Here is a 16,588-nt window from a genome sequence, read left to right as displayed (position 1 = left end):
CTGATACCGTGACCGACGTGAGCCACTCAAACAGCGAAGCCGGAACGCCGTCAGCCGCGAGGTACGAGATCCGCCCCGCCCAGGCAAGCGACTGGCCGGGGATCTGGGCCGTCTTGGAACCTGTGATCAGGGCTGGGGAGACCTTCACCTGGGACCGCGACACCACCGAAGAAACGGCACGGAGCAAATGGCTCAAGGAAGCGCCGGGGCAAACTTTCGTGGCAGTGCGCGACCGCGACGTGCTGGGTACCGGTGAGCTGCACGCCAATCAGGGCGGCGGCGGAAGCCACGTGGCCAACGCCGGCTACATGGTCCATGCCGATCACGGCGGGCAGGGAATCGCTCGGGCACTTTGCGCCTATTCCCTGGTTGCCGCCCGGGATGCCGGGTTCAAAGCCATGCAGTTCAACGCGGTCGTCGAAAGCAATATCCGAGCGGTGGGTTTGTGGCAGTCCATGGGCTTCCGCATCCTGGCGACTATCCCCGAGGCCTTCCACCATCCCGCCCTTGGCTACGTAGGGCTCCACGTCATGCACCGGAAGCTCTAGTCCGTCCCGGCGAACGGCCCGCCGCGAACGGCGCGCCGCGAACGGCGAACGGCCCGCGGGATGCCCTCGGCGTCCAGGGAAAGCTATGCACAAGCGTGGCCGCGGCGTAGTCTGCCGTGCATGGACCCAATGCCCAGGGCTCGCTTCGACCCCCTCGCCGCTATCCGCCGGGATGCGCCGGGGGAGGAAGCGGAGTCAGGCTGCGATCTCCTGCTGACAGGCACCGTGTTCCAGGACATTATCTTTACCGGACTGGACCGAAGCCCTGAACCGGGTACTGAAGTCTGGAGCCAAGGCATGGGGAGCTGTCCCGGCGGCGTAGCCAACCAAGCGATCGCGGCTGCCCGGCTTGGGCTTCGGACCAGCCTCGCGGCGGCCTTCGGAGATGATGGTTACGGGGACTTCAACTGGCGCATCCTGGAAAGCCAGGAGCATGTGGACCTTTCCCTGTCCAGGCGGTTCGAAGGCTGGCATTCCCCGGTCACCATTTCCTTGTGCCTCGATCACGATCGTTCCATGGTCACTCACGGCCACCCCTCGCCCATGAGCGCATCGGAACTGATTGGCGAGCCACCCAAGGCGCTCGCGGCCGTCGCGGACCTGGGCGAAGAGCCCGAGCCGTGGATGCTGGCGGCCAGGAAGGCCGGCGTGAAGCTCTTCGGCGACGCAGGATGGGATCCGACAGGCGCATGGTCCTCGCAGCGGCTGGACCAGCTCAGCAATTTTCACGCTTTCATGCCGAACCAGCGGGAAGCGATGGCCTTCACCGGCAAGGACAACCCGTGGTCTGCGCTCTATGCGCTCGCCGACCGCGTTCCGGTGGCTGTCGTGACGCTGGGAGCGCAGGGAGCCATGGCCGTCGATTCCGAGACCGGTGAGGAGGAGTGGGTGCCGTCCCTTCCCGTGACGGCGTACGACCTCACGGGAGCGGGCGATTGCTTCGGTGCGGCGTTTGTGGTCGGCAGCCTGGCGGGGTGGCCACTGGGAGACCGGCTCCGCTTTGCCAATCTTTGCGCCTCCTTGGCGGTGCAGGAAGTGGGTGGCTCGCTGGCTGCCCCGGGTTGGGGAGACATCGCCGATTGGTGGCAGCGGGCCAACGCCCGGCGGGAGCGGCAGTCCAGCCAATGGCTCAGGCGGTTCGCCTTCCTTGAGGGCATTCTGGGCGATGTCCCGCCCGGGGCCCAGCGTCGCGCAGCAGCCACCATCGCCCACAACTCCGACGCCTGAGCGGCGCTTACTCCTCCCGTCAACCAGTGGACCCCGGGCCGCCCGCAAGGCTCCAGTCAATCCGCACGACGTCGCGGCACTAGAATCGTGAGGGTGACTTACGAAGCAGCTGCCAGTTTCGAGCCCTTGAAGAAGCCAAGTTCGGCAACGGTCCTCGAACGATCAGCCGTCATTGACCTCGATGCCATCCGGCACAACGTGCGCCGGTTCGTGGCCATCGCCTCGCCCGCAAGCGTCATGGCCGTGGTCAAGGCCGACGCCTATGGACACGGCGCGGTGCAGGTGGCGCGGGCAGCCCTTGACGCCGGCGCCCGATGGCTCGGTGTTGCCCATATTTCGGAGGCTTTGGCGCTGCGCGCCGCAGGAATTGACGCGCCCATGCTGGCTTGGTTGCACACCACCGAAAGCAACTTCCAGGCAGCGGTTGCCGCCGGCGTCGACGTCGGGATTTCCGGCTGGGAGCTGGACGCGGTGGTCGCCGCGGCACGCGAACAGGAACGTCCGGCACGCATCCACCTCAAGGTTGACACCGGTCTTGGCCGCAACGGCTCCACCATCGCCCAATGGGACAAGGTGGTGGGGCAGGCCATGGAGTACCAGGACGAGGGTCTCTTGCGCGTGGTGGGCGTCTTCTCGCACTTGGCCGTGGCCGACGAACCCCACCGTCCGGAGACGGATGAGCAGTTGGCAGCCTTCCGGGAAGCAATCGCGATTGCCGAGGACGCCGGAGTGGACACCGAAGTCCGGCATCTGGCCAACACGCCCGCCACGCTTTCGCGCCCGGATGCCCATTTCAACCTCGTCCGCGTGGGGCTCGGGCTTTACGGACTGTCCCCTTTCGAAGGGCAAAGCTCAGCGGAACTAGGCCTCCGCCCCGCCATGACGGTCCGCACCCTGGTATCCAACTGCAAACGGGTGCCCGAAGGGCAGGGGGTGTCCTACGGACTCCACTACCGGACTCCAAGCGAAAGTTCCTTGGGCCTGATCCCGCTCGGCTATGCCGACGGCGTGCCGCGGGTCGCCACGGGCGGACCGGTGCGGGTCAACGGAGTCAGCTACCCCGTTGTCGGCCGGATCGCGATGGACCAGATGGTCATCGACCTCGGGAGTGCGGTGACGGACGAGGCCGCTTGGCTGGGCACCGAAGCTGTCATGTTCGGCGACGGCACGGACGACGGCCCGACGGCGGACGACTGGGCTGCCGCCGCCGGAACGAACAACTATGAGATTGTCACCCGCATCAGCCCGCGCGTGCCGCGCATCTACATCAATGAGGCGCCGGGAACGGACGCCCCATGAGCGGGACTTCGATCAATAAGGCCCCGCTGAGTGGTGCCGCGTGGGAACGTACCGTCAAAGTCGCGACGGCGGAGCAGACGCATGCTTTGGGCTCGGCGCTGGCCCAGGTTCTCGAACCCGGTGACTTGCTGGTCCTGACAGGCGAACTCGGTGCCGGCAAAACCACCTTCACGCAGGGACTCGGCGAAGGACTGGGCGTACGCGCGGGCGTTATCTCACCCACGTTCGTTTTGGTGCGCATCCACCCGAACCTGCCGGAAGGGCGGCGCCCCGGCGGTCCCGACCTGGTCCACGTTGATGCTTACCGGCTGGGGTCCGCCGCGGAGATCGACGACATCGACCTCGAAAACACCATGGACAACTCAGTGACGGTGGTCGAGTGGGGGCGCGAGCGGGTGGAACACCTTTCGGATAGCCGCCTCGATATCGAAATGCACCGGACGGTGGGCGGCACGGAGGTGGCGGCGGCCGGCCCGGACACGGGCCAGGACACGGTCCTGGATTTTGACCCCGAGGACGACGACGAACCCCGCACCATCGTTTTCCGCGGCTTTGGCCCGCGCTGGAGCGCGGTGCCCGGAATGCTGGAGGAGAACGCCTGATGCTGATCCTGGCCATTGATACTTCGGCCGTGGCAAGCGCGGCACTCATCTCGGACGATGCCATGGAAGGCGTGGTGGAGTCCTTCGCCACGGAGGATACCCGCAGCCACGCTGAGGTCCTGGCGCCCGGCATTGAGAAACTCCTGGGCGACGCCGGTGTGAGCGGGGCGGACATCGACCTCATTGTCACCGGCGTCGGCCCCGGGCCGTTCACGGGGCTTCGCTCAGGCATTGCGACCGCCCGCACTCTGGCATTCGCGTGGAACAAACCTCTTTTCGGTCTCATGAGCCTGGATGCGATCGCTTTGGAAGTGGCCGAGTCAACGGAGGCGCAGGCCGAGTTCCTGGTGGCCACGGATGCCCGCCGCAAGGAGGTCTACTGGGCGCGCTACACGCTCAGAGATGGCCAGCTACCGCAACTCGTGGACGGTCCGCACGTCGGGTCCGCCTCGGAGTTGCCCGACCTCCCCGTGTTCGGTGCCGGCGGCGGCATCTACGCGGACGTGGTCAAAGCGAACCGGGAATTCAGCAGCACCCAGCCCGACGCGGCCTCGCTGGGCCAGTTCGCCATGGCCCTGCTTACTGCCGGCGAAGAGCTGCCGGACTCCACACCTTTGTATTTGCGGGAATCCGACGCTCAATTGCCCGGCCCTAGGAAGCGTGCTTTGTGAACCCCTCGTACCAGTTCAAGCCTGACGGCGTGACCTTGCGTGACATGACCGCTGACGACGTCACCGCCATCGAAATCCTCGAACGCCGGCTCTTCCCGGTGGACGCGTGGCCGATGCAGATGTTCTTCGACGAGCTTGCCCAGATTGATACCCGCCGCTACGTGGTGGCCGAAGCCGACGGTCAGATCGTGGCCTACGCCGGGCTCATGTGCATCGAGCCGATCGCCGACGTCCAGACGATCGCCGTCGTGCCCGAATTCGAAGGCAGGGGAATCGGCTCGGCCATCCTGGCGGAACTGCTCGAAGAGGCCCGGCGCCGTGGCGCGGTGGAAGTACTCCTGGAGGTCCGTGCCGACAACCCGCGGGCGCAGGCACTGTACGTGCGGTTCGGCTTCGAGCAGATCCACGTCCGCCGCCGGTACTATCGCGACGGCACGGATGCCCTCATCATGAGGCTGACATTGACTGAAGGAATTCCGGCATGAACCACCCGAGCCATGTGAATGAGCCAGCCGTTGAGCCGCTTGTGCTGGGGATCGAGTCCTCCTGCGATGAGACCGGCGTCGGGATTGTCCGGGGCACCACCCTGCTGACCAATACGGTGTCTTCCTCGATGGACGAGCACGTCCGCTTCGGGGGCGTGATTCCCGAGATCGCATCTCGCGCGCACCTGGATGCTTTTGTTCCCACGCTGGGGGAAGCTTTGCACGAGGCAGGGGTGACACTGGACGATATTGACGCCATCGCCGTGACCTCCGGTCCTGGCTTGGCCGGGGCACTCATGGTGGGCGTTTGCGCGGCCAAGGCGCTTGCCGTTGCCACGGGCAAACCGCTTTACGCGATCAACCACTTGGTGGCGCATGTCGGCGTCGGGCTCCTCGACGGCGACGCCGGCAGCGGCACTGGCGGACCCGGTCCCGGCGGCCGACTGCCGGAAAATCTCGGCGCGCTGCTTGTTTCGGGCGGACACACGGAAATCCTGCGCATCCGCAGCATCACCGACGACGTCGAGATGCTTGGCTCCACGATCGACGACGCCGCCGGCGAGGCCTACGACAAAGTGGCCAGGCTCCTGGGCCTTGGCTACCCGGGCGGGCCGGCCATCGACAAACTCGCCAAGCAGGGCGACGCCAAAGCCATCCGTTTCCCGCGCGGCCTGACACAACCCAAGTACATGGGAACCGCGGAGGAGCCTGGACCGCATCGCTACGATTGGTCCTTCAGCGGGCTCAAGACCGCCGTCGCGCGCTGTGTCGAACAGTTCGAAGCGCGCGGTGAGGACGTTCCGGTTGCCGATGTCGCGGCCGCGTTCCAAGAAGCAGTCGTGGACGTCATCACGTCCAAAGCAGTGTTGGCCTGCAAGGAGAACGGCATCACAGACCTCCTGTTGGGCGGTGGGGTGGCCGCCAACTCCCGGCTCCGTGAGCTGACAGGGCAGCGCTGCGAGGCGGCCGGGATCACCCTCCACGTGCCGCCGTTGGCCTTGTGCACCGACAACGGAGCCATGGTCGCCGCCTTGGGTTCGCAGCTCATCATGGCGGGAATCGGTCCCAGCGGCGTCGCGTTCGCTCCGGATTCTTCCCTGCCGGTGACCACGGTTTCGGTGTAGGCGAGGAACCCTGTGGGGTTGGAGCGGGGTTGAACAGCGGTTAGGCGCTCGGCACGGACCGCATTTGCTGTACGAGATCCTGGACGACCGCGTGAAGATCGCCGTCGTGCTGGGCAGCGACGCGGCGCTGGCGCTGGTAGCCTGCTCCGCGGGCGATGATCTTTTCGACGTCGGCCAGTTCCTCCGAGCAGCCCAGCTTCTCAGCAACAGGCGCCAAGCGCACCAGCGTTTCCTTCAGGTGGTCGGTAACAAGCTGCTCATTGCCTTCGGCATCGAGGATGATGATCGCTTCCATGCCGTAACGTGCGGCGCGCCACTTGTTTTCCTGGATATGCCACGGCGGCATGGTGGGAATGGTGCCCCCGTTGTCCAGGATCGTGGAGAACTCGTCCACGAGGCATTGGGTCAGGGCCGCAACGGCGCCGACTTCCTCAAGGGTGGCGAGGCCGTCGCAAATGCGCATCTCGATGGTGCCCAAGTTCGGCACGGGACGGATATCCCAGCGAATCTCAGACAGGGTATCGATCACTCCCGTAGTGAACATGTCCTGGACGTAGGACTCGTATTCGGCCCAGCTGGGGAACTGGAAAGGCAGGCCTGCCGTGGGCAGCTGCTGGAACATCAGGGCACGTTGTGAGGCGTAACCGGTGTCTTCGCCGCCCCAGAACGGGCTCGAAGCCGACAACGCCTGGAAATGGGGGAAGTAGTTGACCAGCCCATCGAGGATGGGAAGCGCCTTGTCCCTCCGGTCCAGGCCGATGTGGACGTGGACACCGTAGATGACCATTTGCCGTCCCCACCATTGGGTGCGGTCAATCAGCTTGGCATAGCGTTCTTTGTCCGAGACGGGCTGAAGCTGCGGGGGGCTGAAAGGGTGGCTGCCTGCGCAGAAAAGCTCCACACCCATCGGATCGGTGACTTCCCTGACGGCCTGCAACGAGCGGGCCAGGTCTTCCTTGGCTTCCTTGACTGTGTTGCAGACGCCCGTGACAAGTTCCACGGTGTTCAGGAGCAATTCCCGCTTGATGTGCGGATGCTCGTCGTTTTCGTTCAGGTCCGGATGCCGTGAAGCAACACCCCGCAGGACCTCGTTTGCGACCGAGACCAATTCGCCGGTGCGTGCGTTGACGAGCGCGAGCTCCCATTCCACCCCCAGGGTCGACTGCCTGGATGGAGCGAAATCAATCTGCACGTGGGTCCCCTCGGTATTTGCGAAAACGCCCTGAGTGTTGCCCGCCGTGGGGCCGTCAGCGGTTGGCTCAAGTCTAATGCAGGGCCGGTACGGTATCGCATGGAGGCATTCCATTGCGAGCAGTCTTGCTAATGAGAATGATTCTAATTTAGACTGTTGGAATGCATCTTTCTGTTGTCAGCTCATTGGACAGCTAATGCCGTGAAACAGCCACATCCAAACTCGGACGAACGCACTGCCACTCCGTGAGCCTCAAGAAACACCACCAAAAGGAGAACCCCATGAAAGTCAGGAATTCGCTGCGCGCCCTCAAGAAGCTCCCCGGTGCCCAGGTTGTGCGTCGGCGCGGCCGCACTTTTGTCATCAATAAGCTGAATCCGCGCTTCAAGGCGCGTCAAGGCTAGCTCCCCGTCTAGGCTGGGCAGAGAACCCGCAACGCGAAGGAAGCCCCGTTATGCCGATCCTCAACAAAGACATGACGCTCTGTATTTCTCTCTCTGCCCGGCCTAGCAATAACGGAACGCGTTTCCATAACTTCCTCTACGAGGCACTCGGCCTGAACTGGATCTACAAGGCCTTCGCGCCCACTGACCTGCCGAACGCGATCGCCGGGGTGCGCGGCCTGGGCATCCGTGGCTGCGCCGTCTCGATGCCCTACAAGGAAGAAGTCATCGCCCTCGTGGACCGGATGGATGCATCCGCAGCTGCGATCGACTCGGTCAACACGATCGTCAACGACGCCGGCGTACTGACGGCATACAACACGGACTACACGGCGATCGCCCAGCTGATCGAGCGCAACGCAATCGACCCGGCGTCGTCCGTGCTGCTCCGTGGCTCCGGCGGCATGGCCAAAGCCACTGCGGCGGCCTTCCGCGATGCCGGATTCTCGCGGGTCACGGTGGTTGCCCGGAACGAGAAGCTTGGACGGTCCCTCGCGGAGCTCTATGGCTTCGCCTGGCAGGCCGACGTGGAGGACTCGACGGCGGACGTGCTGGTCAACGTCACGCCGATCGGCATGGCCGGCGGCCCGGAGTCCGGCTCGCTGTCCTTCCCCGAAGCGGCGGTTGCGGCCGCGCAGGTCGTGTTCGACGTCGTCGCCCTCCCCGCTGAAACGCCGCTCATCAAGGCCGGCCGGGCGGCAGGAAAGACCGTGATCAGCGGCGCCGAGGTAGCCACCATCCAGGCGCTCGAACAGTTCGTGCTCTACACAGGCATCACGCCGACGCCGGAGCAAGTCGCCGCCGCAGAAGAATTCACGCGCACCCAATAGGCGCCACAGTCCAGCAGGCGCCAACTCAGGAAGCGGCGACCGGCTCCACGACAACAGCCACCTTTTCCTCGCCGATCCTGGTGAGGACCAGGGTGGCTGTTTTGTTGCCGCGGGCTTTTGCCGGGCCTTTTCCGGGGGGCAGCAGTTGTTTCCGCAGTTCTTCGGGGGTGACGGAGGTGCCGCGTTTCTTGATGTCCAGGACGCCGACGCCGTTGGCCTTCACCCAGGCCTTGAGTGCCTTGACGTTCAACGGCATGACTTCCAGGACTTTGTAGGCGCGGGCGAACGGGGTCTCCACCGGCTCCGGGGCGCAAATATAGGCGATGTGCGGGTCCACCAAGTGGCCGCCGAGCCGGAGTGCGACGTCGGCCACCAGGCCCGCACGGATCACCGCGCCGTCCGGCTCGTACAGGTATCCCTCCACGGGCCCGACGTCGGGCACCGGGCCGCCGTCGAAATCTTCGCCGCTGGTTATCTCGGCTGCGCCCTGCGGTCCGAGCACCAGGGCAGCGCGGCGGACGCCGGGACGGGCGACGTCGTTGAACCACAGGGTGACCTCCGTGACGTCCCCACCCACGGAAACCCACTGTGCCTCGCAGGTGGCCGGAACCGATTCGTGGGGCATCCCCGGGCCCATCTTGACCCCGACCGACTTGCCGGTGGCCGCCAGTGATTCAACGAAGGACAACGGAGGCGAGAACGCCTCCGGGTCCCAGATCCGTTTGGTCCCCGATGACGATGTCGTACGGCGCGCCGGATCGAGCCACACGCCGTCGACCCCGTCGAGGGGCACGGACGTAGCGTCCGAGTGCACCACCGCTGCATGCGGGAAAGGCATGAGGTTGATGGTGGCGCACGCGGCGGTGGTCTCATCCAGTTCCACGGCCGTGACCTTGATGTCCATGGAGGCCATCGCCATGGAGTCTGCTCCAAGCCCGCAGCCGAGGTCCGCTACGTGGCGAGTGCCCGCCTTTGCGAAGCGCTCGGCGTGCCTGGCTGCGACATTGAGCCGGGTGGCCTGTTCCAGGCCGGCCTGGGTGAAGAGCATTTGCCGGGCGAATTCGCCGAACTTGGCCTCGGCGCGGGTGCGGAGCCTGGATTGGGTGAGGACGGCGGCCACGAGCGCGGGGGAGTGGCCTTCTTTTCGCAAGCGCGCATTGAGGGCGAACGCTTCGTCCTCGCTGTAGGGCCCCAAGGATGCCAGAAGTTCCCACCCCTCCGTTGTCAGCAAGGGGGCAATGTGGTCCTGGGGTGTGTCAGCCATGGGAACCAGCCTAGTGCGCGCCGACATGGAAGTCGGAGGGGGAAACCGGACCTCTCGGGCGGATAGGGTTGATGCCATGGAAGACAACCCAGTACGCCAGCCTGACGACGCCAATGGTTCTCCCTCCGTCCCCGATAGACGCCCCTTCGCCGGAAATCTCTCCAAGTACGCCCGCCCGGCGCTCATCGTCGGTGCTTTGATCGCCGTTGTCTGCATCGCGCTTTTGATCATTATTTTCTTCCTCGACTCCTTCAACGCCGCCACCTACTCCATGACCGGAAAGAGCGTCCAGGACGCCACGGACGAGGCCCGGGATATCCGGGACACCTACTCGGGGGCGCGCATCGGAGCGATCGTCGGACTGCTTGTGTTCGGCACCGTCGCGCTCGCCAGCGGCGTGGTGCTGTACCTGAACCGCGGAACCGCGCCGGAGAAAGGGTACGACGACGGCGAGGACGTGGACTTCGACGACCTCGCCGGCCAGTGAGTTGATCGGTCCGGACCGGCCCCTCGCCATTCACTATTGACGGAATTCTGGCACTCGCCTTGACCGAGTGCTAATGCTTACATAGAGTCTTGATTAGCACTCTCCCTAGGCGGGTGCTAATCATGCCGCCAGGCACTTACCGGCACCGCGACGACGGTAAGCCCGCCACGGCACCCCTGGTTTGATAGTCCATGTACTACCTCACGTAAAGGAGAGATCCGAGTGTCGGTCTCCATTAAGCCTCTCGAGGATCGCATTGTTGTCCGCCCGCTCGAAGCAGAGCAGACCACGGCTTCCGGCCTGGTCATCCCGGATACTGCACAGGAAAAGCCGCAGGAAGGCGAAGTTGTTGCAGTCGGCCCCGGCCGCTTCGATGACAACGGCAACCGGGTTCCCGTCGACGTAACCGTTGGCGACGTCGTTATCTACTCCAAGTACGGCGGAACTGAAGTCAAGACCGGTGGCAGCGAATACCTCGTTCTGTCCGCCCGCGACGTTCTGGCGATCGTCGTAAAGTAATTCCCTGGATCCCGCATCGCAGATCGAGTCGGACTTCTTCCGGTTGTATCGGCGGTGCGGGTTTTCCGTCTTGAAAGGACACAACCATGGCAAAGCAGCTTGCGTTTAACGACGCTGCCCGTCGCTCCCTCGAAGCAGGCATTGACAAGCTCGCCAACACCGTCAAGGTCACCCTTGGCCCGCGTGGCCGCAACGTCGTTCTGGACAAGAAGTGGGGAGCTCCCACGATCACAAACGACGGCGTGACGATCGCCCGTGAAGTCGAACTCGACGACCCGTATGAGAACCTTGGTGCGCAGCTGGCCAAGGAAGTCGCCACCAAGACCAATGACGTTGCCGGCGACGGCACCACCACGGCCACCGTGCTGGCACAGGCCCTCGTCAAGGAAGGCCTGCGCAACGTTGCCGCCGGAGCCGCCCCGGGCGAAATCAAGCGCGGTATCGAGGTTTCCATCCAGGCCGTGGCTGCCCGCCTCCTGGAGAACGCCCGCGAAGTAGAAGGCACCCAGGTCGCCAGCGTCGCCGCGATCTCCGCACAGAGCGATGAGGTTGGCGAGCTTCTCGCCGAGGCTTTCGGCAAGGTCGGCAAGGATGGTGTCATCACCATCGAAGAGTCCTCCACCACGCAGACCGAACTGGTCCTCACCGAGGGCATGCAGTTCGACAAGGGCTACCTGTCCCCGTACTTCGTCACTGACGCGGAACGCCAGGAAGCTGTTCTGGAAGACGCGCTCATCCTGATCAACCAGGGCAAGATCTCCTCGCTGCAGGAATTCCTGCCGCTCCTCGAGAAGGCCCTGCAGGCCGCCAAGCCGCTCTTCATCATTGCTGAGGACATCGACGGCGAAGCCCTGTCCACGCTGATCGTGAACCGTATCCGTGGCACCCTGAACGTTGTTGCCGTCAAGGCTCCGGGCTTCGGCGACCGCCGCAAGGCCATGCTGCAGGACATTGCCACCCTGACCGGCGCACAGGTTGTCTCCCCGGAGCTCGGCCTGTCCCTGGACCAGGTTGGCCTCGAGGTCCTCGGCAGCGCCCGCCGGATCACCGTCACCAAGGACAACACCACCATTGTTGACGGTGCTGGCTCGCAGGAGGATGTCGCAGCACGCGTCGCCCAGATCCGTGCCGAGCTGACCCGCACCGACTCCGACTGGGACCGGGAAAAGCTGCAGGAAAGGCTTGCAAAGCTGGCCGGCGGCATCGGCGTCATCAAGGTCGGCGCAGCCACCGAGGTCGAGCTCAAGGAAAAGAAGCACCGCATCGAGGATGCAGTGTCCTCCACCCGTGCAGCCCTTGAAGAAGGCATCGTCTCGGGCGGTGGATCGGCCCTCATCCACGCCCTTAAGGCACTGGACGAGGACGCAGCAGTCAAGGCACTTGAAGGTGACGCAGTTGCCGCTGTTGGCATCGTCCGCCGCGCCCTGACCCAGCCGCTGCGCTGGATCGCCCAAAACGCCGGCTTCGACGGCTACGTCGTCGTCGCCAAGGTTGCCGAGCTGGAAGACAACCACGGCTTCAACGCGAAGTCCGGCGTGTACGAGGACCTGATCTCCGCTGGCGTGATCGACCCCGTCAAGGTCACCCGCTCCGCACTCCAGAACGCCGCGTCCATCGCAGCCCTGGTTCTCACCACCGAGACCCTGGTTGTCGAGAAGCCGGCCGAGGAAGACGAGCACGCAGGCCACAGCCACTAGTCCTGGTTGTTGCCGAGGCCCGGTCCCCTGTGGGGGCCGGGCCTTCTGCGTTTGGCTCCCGTCCACGTCCTGCCCGGCCGTGACCTGTCCGGCCGTGACCTGCCCGCACGGACGGGCCGTCACGGACGGGTCCACAGTTGGCACTCGGCATTCGCCCTGTGAACGTCCAGCCGCGCATGGCCAAATTGAGTGATGGATGCCTCTCGGATGGATTTTCGATTGGCACTGATTATTACGAATCAGTAAGATTTAGGGTTCGATCAAGGTCATTGAGGGGCATTGTTGTGTTAACTGCGCAAACGGCGGCTACTACCGAGGCGCAACGTCGTTCCAGTGGCACCGGGAAAAAATCGAATTTTCGTCCCGAAATTCAAGGCCTGCGCTCCCTGGCGGTGCTCATGGTGGTCAGCTACCACGTGTGGTTTGGCCGCGTTTCCGGCGGAGTCGATGTCTTCCTCCTCGTCTCCGCCTTTTTGATGACGCTGCAGTTCACAAACCGTTTTGAGCAGCGCCGGGCCATGGATCTGCCGAGGCACTGGCTCCATCTGTTCCGTCGGCTTCTCCCTGCCGCCGTCGTCGTCCTGTTGGGCACTTTGGCGGCCATTTTCGTAGTGGTACCGAAAACCCGTTGGGCGGCTCTGGTCGACCAAGTGTGGGCTTCACTCTTCTACTTCCAGAATTGGCTCCTGCAGCACGACGCGGTCAACTACTACGCCACCGACCACAGCCAGGCGAGTCCGCTCCAGCACTTCTGGTCGCTCTCTATCCAAGGCCAGGTCTTTATCCTTTGGCCGGTGATCTTCGCCGTCGTTGCGCTGGTTTGCAGAAAATACGCCCTGCGCTACCGGGCAGCGCTGATGTATGTGTTTGGCCTGATCTTCCTGGTCTCGCTCACGTACTCGATCATTGCCACCGCGGCCAACCAAACCACCGCCTACTTTGATACCTTCGCCAGACTCTGGGAATTCGCGCTTGGAACACTGGTTGCACTCATCCTGCCGGGGCTGAAGCTTTCCAAGTCCGTCCGGGTAGTGATGGGCTGGGTTGGCGTCGTTGCGATGCTGAGCTGTGGGATCGTGCTCCAAGTCCAGACGGCGTTCCCTGGTTTCGTGGCCCTGTGGCCTACGTTGGCAGCGGCCTTCATCATCGTGGCGGGCCAGACCGGCAGCCGCTTCGGTGTGGATCGGATACTGAGCTCGAAACCCCTTGTCCGCCTGGGCGACAACTCCTATGCCTTGTATTTGTGGCATTGGCCGTTGTTGGTCCTCGCCCTCGTGTGGAGTGGAAAAGACCACGCCGGATGGCTCTCCGGGTCGGTCATTATCGCGACGGCGCTGGGCCTGGCGTTCCTGACCACCAAGTTTGTCGAAAAGCCCCTCAGGGAATGGAAGTGGCCTGAGGTGAACCGCCGCCGCGCCGTCGTCGCAATTGCGCTGTGCATCTGTGTCGCTGCAGTGCCCTTGCTTGCCTTCAACGTGCAGCAGACCGTCAGCGCCAAGATCGCCCTGGACCAGGCAGAAAAGGACAACCCGGGGGCGGCTGCCTTGGTCCCGGGCTACGTCAATGAAGCCAGCCCTACCGCGGCCCTCCTCCCGACGGCGGAAAAGCTTGCCCAGGACTGGATGAACCTGCCCAGCCGGTGCACAGGCGACTTGAAACCCGCATCGAAGCTCCTCCAAGGCGCTTGCGGCCAGAACAACCAGCCCGCGGACGCGAGCCGCAGTATTCTGGTGCTCGGCGACTCCCACGCGGAGCAATGGATGGCTGCGGTGGCGCCGATGGCTGACCAGCAACAGTGGAGCCTTTACCACCTGTTGCTCGGCGGATGTCCGTTTAGCGTGGACAGTACGGGCCTTGGAGATCAATGCAAGACGTTCAACCAGGCCGTCATGCAGCAAATCGATGCGAAGAAGCCTACGGCCGTATTCCTCGTGGGTACCGCAGCATCACCCTCTTCGCCCGATGAAAAGCTGAGCGTCGGTTTCGAAGACACCGTGAAGTGGCTCACCGACAAGGGCATCGACGTCGTCGCCGTTCGCGACAACCCGAGGTTCGACTTCAACATGGCCGATTGCGTCGTGGTCAAAGGCCAGCACAGTCCCGACTGCAATCCCGGCCAAGCGCAGCAATTGGCACCTGTTGACCCCCTTGAAGCACTCAAAGGCAAGTATCAGGGACTGTCCATCCTGGATATGACCGACCTCATCTGCAACGGCGGCGAATGCCCCGGGGTTGTGGGCAACACCTTCGTCTACATCGACAACAACCACCTCTCCAAGACGTACGTGGAGAGCATGGCCCCGATGTTCCAGCAAAGGTGGATGGCCGCCACGGGCTGGAGCTAGGCCGCCGGACCCGCCCGGCGTCGGAACCTCCGGGGTGCCCTTGCTCACATTGGCTGCGCGGAATATGGGGATCGGCGGTGAGGTTCTACTATTTATTCAGAACCTTTCTGCACAGGCCAGTCCCGTAATGACGGGCTGGTCATCAGCTGCAACCCCTACCAGAGCAACCCCCAAGAACCAAGGTAAGAGGCGCACTCATGACCCAGCCCGAACACGATCCCTTTGGCTTTGTAGGCCTGACCTACGACGACGTCCTGCTCCTGCCGGGCCACACCAACGTCATTCCGTCCGACGCCGACACTTCCTCCCGGATCTCCAAGCGAATTTCGGTCCAGACTCCGCTGCTGTCCGCCGCCATGGACACGGTCACCGAGTCCCGCATGGCCATCGCCATGGCCCGCCAAGGCGGTCTTGGCGTCATCCACCGCAACCTGTCCATCGAGGACCAAGCCGACCACGTCGACCGCGTCAAGCGCTCCGAGTCCGGGATGATCACCAACCCCCTGACCATCCATCCGGAAGCCACCCTTCAGGAACTGGACGAACTGTGTTCGCGTTACCGTGTCTCCGGGCTGCCCGTGATCGACTCCGATGGCCGGCTGCTGGGCATTGTCACCAACCGCGACACCCGTTTCGTGCCGGAGTCCGATTTCCCCCTGCGCCTGGTCAGCGACGTCATGACCAAGATGCCGCTCATCACGGGCCATGTCGGGATCAGCCGCGAAGAGGCCTCGCACAAGCTTGCCACCAACAAGATCGAGAAGCTGCCGCTCGTTGACGAGCAAGGACGCCTCAAAGGCCTTATCACCACCAAGGACTTCACCAAGGCTGAGCAGTACCCGCTCGCGACAAAGGACGACGAAGGCCGCCTCCGCGTCGGCGCCGCCATCGGGTTCTTCGGCGATGGCTGGGAACGGGCCATGACGCTGATCGACGCCGGTGTCGACGCATTGTTCGTGGACACCGCCAACGGCCACTCCCAGGGTGTCCTGGACATGATCACGCGCCTGAAGTCCGATCCCGTTGCCGCACACGTTGACATCATCGGCGGCCAGGCCGCCACCCGCGAAGGCGCCCAGGCGTTGATCGACGCCGGTGCCGATGGCATCAAGGTGGGCGTGGGACCTGGCTCCATTTGCACCACCCGCGTCGTCGCCGGCGTGGGCGTTCCCCAGATCACGGCCATCTACGAGTCCTCGAAGGCCGCCATCCCTGCCGGTGTTCCGCTGATCGCCGACGGCGGCCTGCAGTACTCGGGCGATATCGGCAAGGCCCTCGTGGCGGGTGCCGACACCGTCATGCTCGGCTCCTTGTTGGCTGGCTGCGATGAGTCGCCAGGCGAACTGATCTTCGTCAACGGCAAGCAGTTCAAGAGCTACCGGGGCATGGGTTCCCTGGGCGCCATGCAGTCCCGTGGCAAGAACACCTCCTACTCGAAGGACCGGTACTTCCAGGCCGACGTTTCCGGCGATGACAAGCTCATCCCGGAAGGCATCGAAGGCCGCGTCGCTTATCGCGGCCCGCTCTCCTCGGTGGCATACCAGCTGGTTGGCGGCCTGCGCCAGACCATGTTCTACACGGGTGCTCCGACCATCCCCGAGCTCAAAGCACGCGGCAAGTTTGTACGAATCACTGCGGCAGGACTGAAGGAGTCCCACCCGCACGACATCCAGATGACCGTCGAGGCTCCGAACTACGGTTCCCGCTAGGCGTCATCCCTGTTATAGGAAGTTTCAAACGGTATAGGCAGTTTCAAGCGGGCCCGCCACCTCCCTTCCGGGAAGTGGCGGGCCCGCTTGTTCCTGAGGCAAAGCCCGTCCAAGGCCGTGCGTCACCCTGCCGGTACATCCCGCCG

At 64.0% G+C, this 16,588-nt stretch carries 16 protein-coding genes; 14 read left to right on the top strand and 2 right to left on the bottom strand.

Annotated elements, in window-relative coordinates:
* Positions 1-17: 17 nt before the first annotated feature.
* From J2S96_RS12455 to tsaD, 7 genes are all read left to right on the top strand, one after another.
* Positions 18-548: a GNAT family N-acetyltransferase gene (locus J2S96_RS12455; RefSeq protein ID WP_370873098.1), complete on the top strand. Its 531-nt coding sequence runs from the start codon at positions 18-20 to the stop codon at positions 546-548.
* A 120-nt stretch (positions 549-668) separates the two neighbouring features.
* Entirely contained in the window at positions 669-1,775 is a 1,107-nt protein-coding gene (locus tag J2S96_RS12450) for a PfkB family carbohydrate kinase (RefSeq protein WP_306863733.1), read from the top strand.
* A 93-nt stretch (positions 1,776-1,868) separates the two neighbouring features.
* The gene (gene alr, locus J2S96_RS12445) at positions 1,869-3,074 is read left to right on the top strand and encodes an alanine racemase (protein ID WP_370873097.1); all 1,206 of its coding nucleotides are present in this window, start codon (positions 1,869-1,871) and stop codon (positions 3,072-3,074) included.
* A complete protein-coding gene (gene tsaE, locus J2S96_RS12440; RefSeq protein ID WP_370873096.1) occupies positions 3,071-3,676 on the top strand; it encodes a tRNA (adenosine(37)-N6)-threonylcarbamoyltransferase complex ATPase subunit type 1 TsaE in 606 nt (201 codons plus the stop codon). The genes alr and tsaE overlap by 4 nt, the downstream gene beginning before the upstream one ends.
* The gene (gene tsaB / locus J2S96_RS12435) at positions 3,676-4,347 is read left to right on the top strand and encodes a tRNA (adenosine(37)-N6)-threonylcarbamoyltransferase complex dimerization subunit type 1 TsaB (RefSeq protein WP_306863729.1); all 672 of its coding nucleotides are present in this window, start codon (positions 3,676-3,678) and stop codon (positions 4,345-4,347) included. Before tsaE ends, tsaB begins: the two co-directional genes overlap by 1 nt.
* A 44-nt stretch (positions 4,348-4,391) precedes the next feature.
* On the top strand, positions 4,392-4,832 hold the full coding sequence (gene rimI / locus J2S96_RS12430) for a ribosomal protein S18-alanine N-acetyltransferase (RefSeq protein ID WP_306863959.1): 441 nt from the start codon (positions 4,392-4,394) through the stop codon (positions 4,830-4,832).
* The gene (gene tsaD / locus J2S96_RS12425) at positions 4,829-5,956 is read left to right on the top strand and encodes a tRNA (adenosine(37)-N6)-threonylcarbamoyltransferase complex transferase subunit TsaD (protein ID WP_306863727.1); all 1,128 of its coding nucleotides are present in this window, start codon (positions 4,829-4,831) and stop codon (positions 5,954-5,956) included. Before rimI ends, tsaD begins: the two co-directional genes overlap by 4 nt.
* A gap of 40 nt (positions 5,957-5,996) precedes the next feature.
* On the opposite strand, the gene J2S96_RS12420 is transcribed toward tsaD, so the two are convergent.
* On the bottom strand, positions 5,997-7,148 hold the full coding sequence (locus J2S96_RS12420; protein WP_306863725.1) for a glutamate--cysteine ligase: 1,152 nt from the start codon (positions 7,146-7,148) through the stop codon (positions 5,997-5,999).
* Positions 7,149-7,429: 281 nt separating this feature from the next.
* On the opposite strand from J2S96_RS12420, the gene ykgO reads away from it, so the two are divergent.
* Entirely contained in the window at positions 7,430-7,552 is a 123-nt protein-coding gene (gene ykgO / locus J2S96_RS12415) for a type B 50S ribosomal protein L36 (protein WP_306863722.1), read from the top strand.
* A 50-nt stretch (positions 7,553-7,602) separates the two neighbouring features.
* A complete protein-coding gene (locus J2S96_RS12410; protein ID WP_306863719.1) occupies positions 7,603-8,421 on the top strand; it encodes a shikimate 5-dehydrogenase in 819 nt (272 codons plus the stop codon).
* A gap of 25 nt (positions 8,422-8,446) precedes the next feature.
* On the opposite strand, the gene J2S96_RS12405 is transcribed toward J2S96_RS12410, so the two are convergent.
* Positions 8,447-9,685 carry a class I SAM-dependent methyltransferase gene (locus J2S96_RS12405; RefSeq protein WP_306863717.1) on the bottom strand — a complete coding sequence of 413 codons (1,239 nt, stop codon included), beginning with the start codon at positions 9,683-9,685 and terminating at the stop codon, positions 8,447-8,449.
* Between the two features lie 76 nt (positions 9,686-9,761).
* Here J2S96_RS12405 and J2S96_RS12400 point away from each other — a divergent pair, with 76 nt between their 5' ends.
* The 5 genes from J2S96_RS12400 (at position 9,762) to guaB (ending at position 16,442) form a co-directional block, all read left to right on the top strand.
* A complete protein-coding gene (locus J2S96_RS12400; protein WP_306863714.1) occupies positions 9,762-10,172 on the top strand; it encodes a hypothetical protein in 411 nt (136 codons plus the stop codon).
* Between the two features lie 222 nt (positions 10,173-10,394).
* The gene (gene groES, locus J2S96_RS12395) at positions 10,395-10,691 is read left to right on the top strand and encodes a co-chaperone GroES (RefSeq protein WP_133202308.1); all 297 of its coding nucleotides are present in this window, start codon (positions 10,395-10,397) and stop codon (positions 10,689-10,691) included.
* Between the two features lie 86 nt (positions 10,692-10,777).
* Positions 10,778-12,388 (top strand): chaperonin GroEL, encoded by a 1,611-nt coding sequence (groL, locus tag J2S96_RS12390; protein ID WP_306863710.1) that lies wholly within the window; start codon positions 10,778-10,780, stop codon positions 12,386-12,388.
* 284 nt (positions 12,389-12,672) lie between these two features.
* A complete protein-coding gene (locus J2S96_RS12385) occupies positions 12,673-14,733 on the top strand; it encodes an acyltransferase family protein (protein WP_306863706.1) in 2,061 nt (686 codons plus the stop codon).
* A 197-nt stretch (positions 14,734-14,930) separates the two neighbouring features.
* Entirely contained in the window at positions 14,931-16,442 is a 1,512-nt protein-coding gene (gene guaB, locus J2S96_RS12380; protein WP_306863703.1) for an IMP dehydrogenase, read from the top strand.
* Positions 16,443-16,588: the final 146 nt, after the last annotated feature.

The organism is Arthrobacter bambusae, assembly GCF_030812595.1.
GTDB lineage: Bacteria > Actinomycetota > Actinomycetes > Actinomycetales > Micrococcaceae > Arthrobacter > Arthrobacter bambusae_B.
This window is presented reverse-complemented; position numbering and strand designations above follow the sequence as displayed.

Coding starts and splice junctions, on each gene's coding strand:
- rimI (WP_306863959.1), top strand. CDS start 4,392: ATGACCGCTGACGACGTCACCGCCATCGAAATCCTCGAACGCCGGCTC.
- groL (WP_306863710.1), top strand. CDS start 10,778: ATGGCAAAGCAGCTTGCGTTTAACGACGCTGCCCGTCGCTCCCTCGAA.
- J2S96_RS12405 (WP_306863717.1), bottom strand. CDS start 9,685: ATGGCTGACACACCCCAGGACCACATTGCCCCCTTGCTGACAACGGAG.
- ykgO (WP_306863722.1), top strand. CDS start 7,430: ATGAAAGTCAGGAATTCGCTGCGCGCCCTCAAGAAGCTCCCCGGTGCC.
- J2S96_RS12450 (WP_306863733.1), top strand. CDS start 669: ATGGACCCAATGCCCAGGGCTCGCTTCGACCCCCTCGCCGCTATCCGC.
- J2S96_RS12400 (WP_306863714.1), top strand. CDS start 9,762: ATGGAAGACAACCCAGTACGCCAGCCTGACGACGCCAATGGTTCTCCC.
- tsaB (WP_306863729.1), top strand. CDS start 3,676: ATGCTGATCCTGGCCATTGATACTTCGGCCGTGGCAAGCGCGGCACTC.
- tsaD (WP_306863727.1), top strand. CDS start 4,829: ATGAACCACCCGAGCCATGTGAATGAGCCAGCCGTTGAGCCGCTTGTG.
- tsaE (WP_370873096.1), top strand. CDS start 3,071: ATGAGCGGGACTTCGATCAATAAGGCCCCGCTGAGTGGTGCCGCGTGG.
- J2S96_RS12410 (WP_306863719.1), top strand. CDS start 7,603: ATGCCGATCCTCAACAAAGACATGACGCTCTGTATTTCTCTCTCTGCC.
- guaB (WP_306863703.1), top strand. CDS start 14,931: ATGACCCAGCCCGAACACGATCCCTTTGGCTTTGTAGGCCTGACCTAC.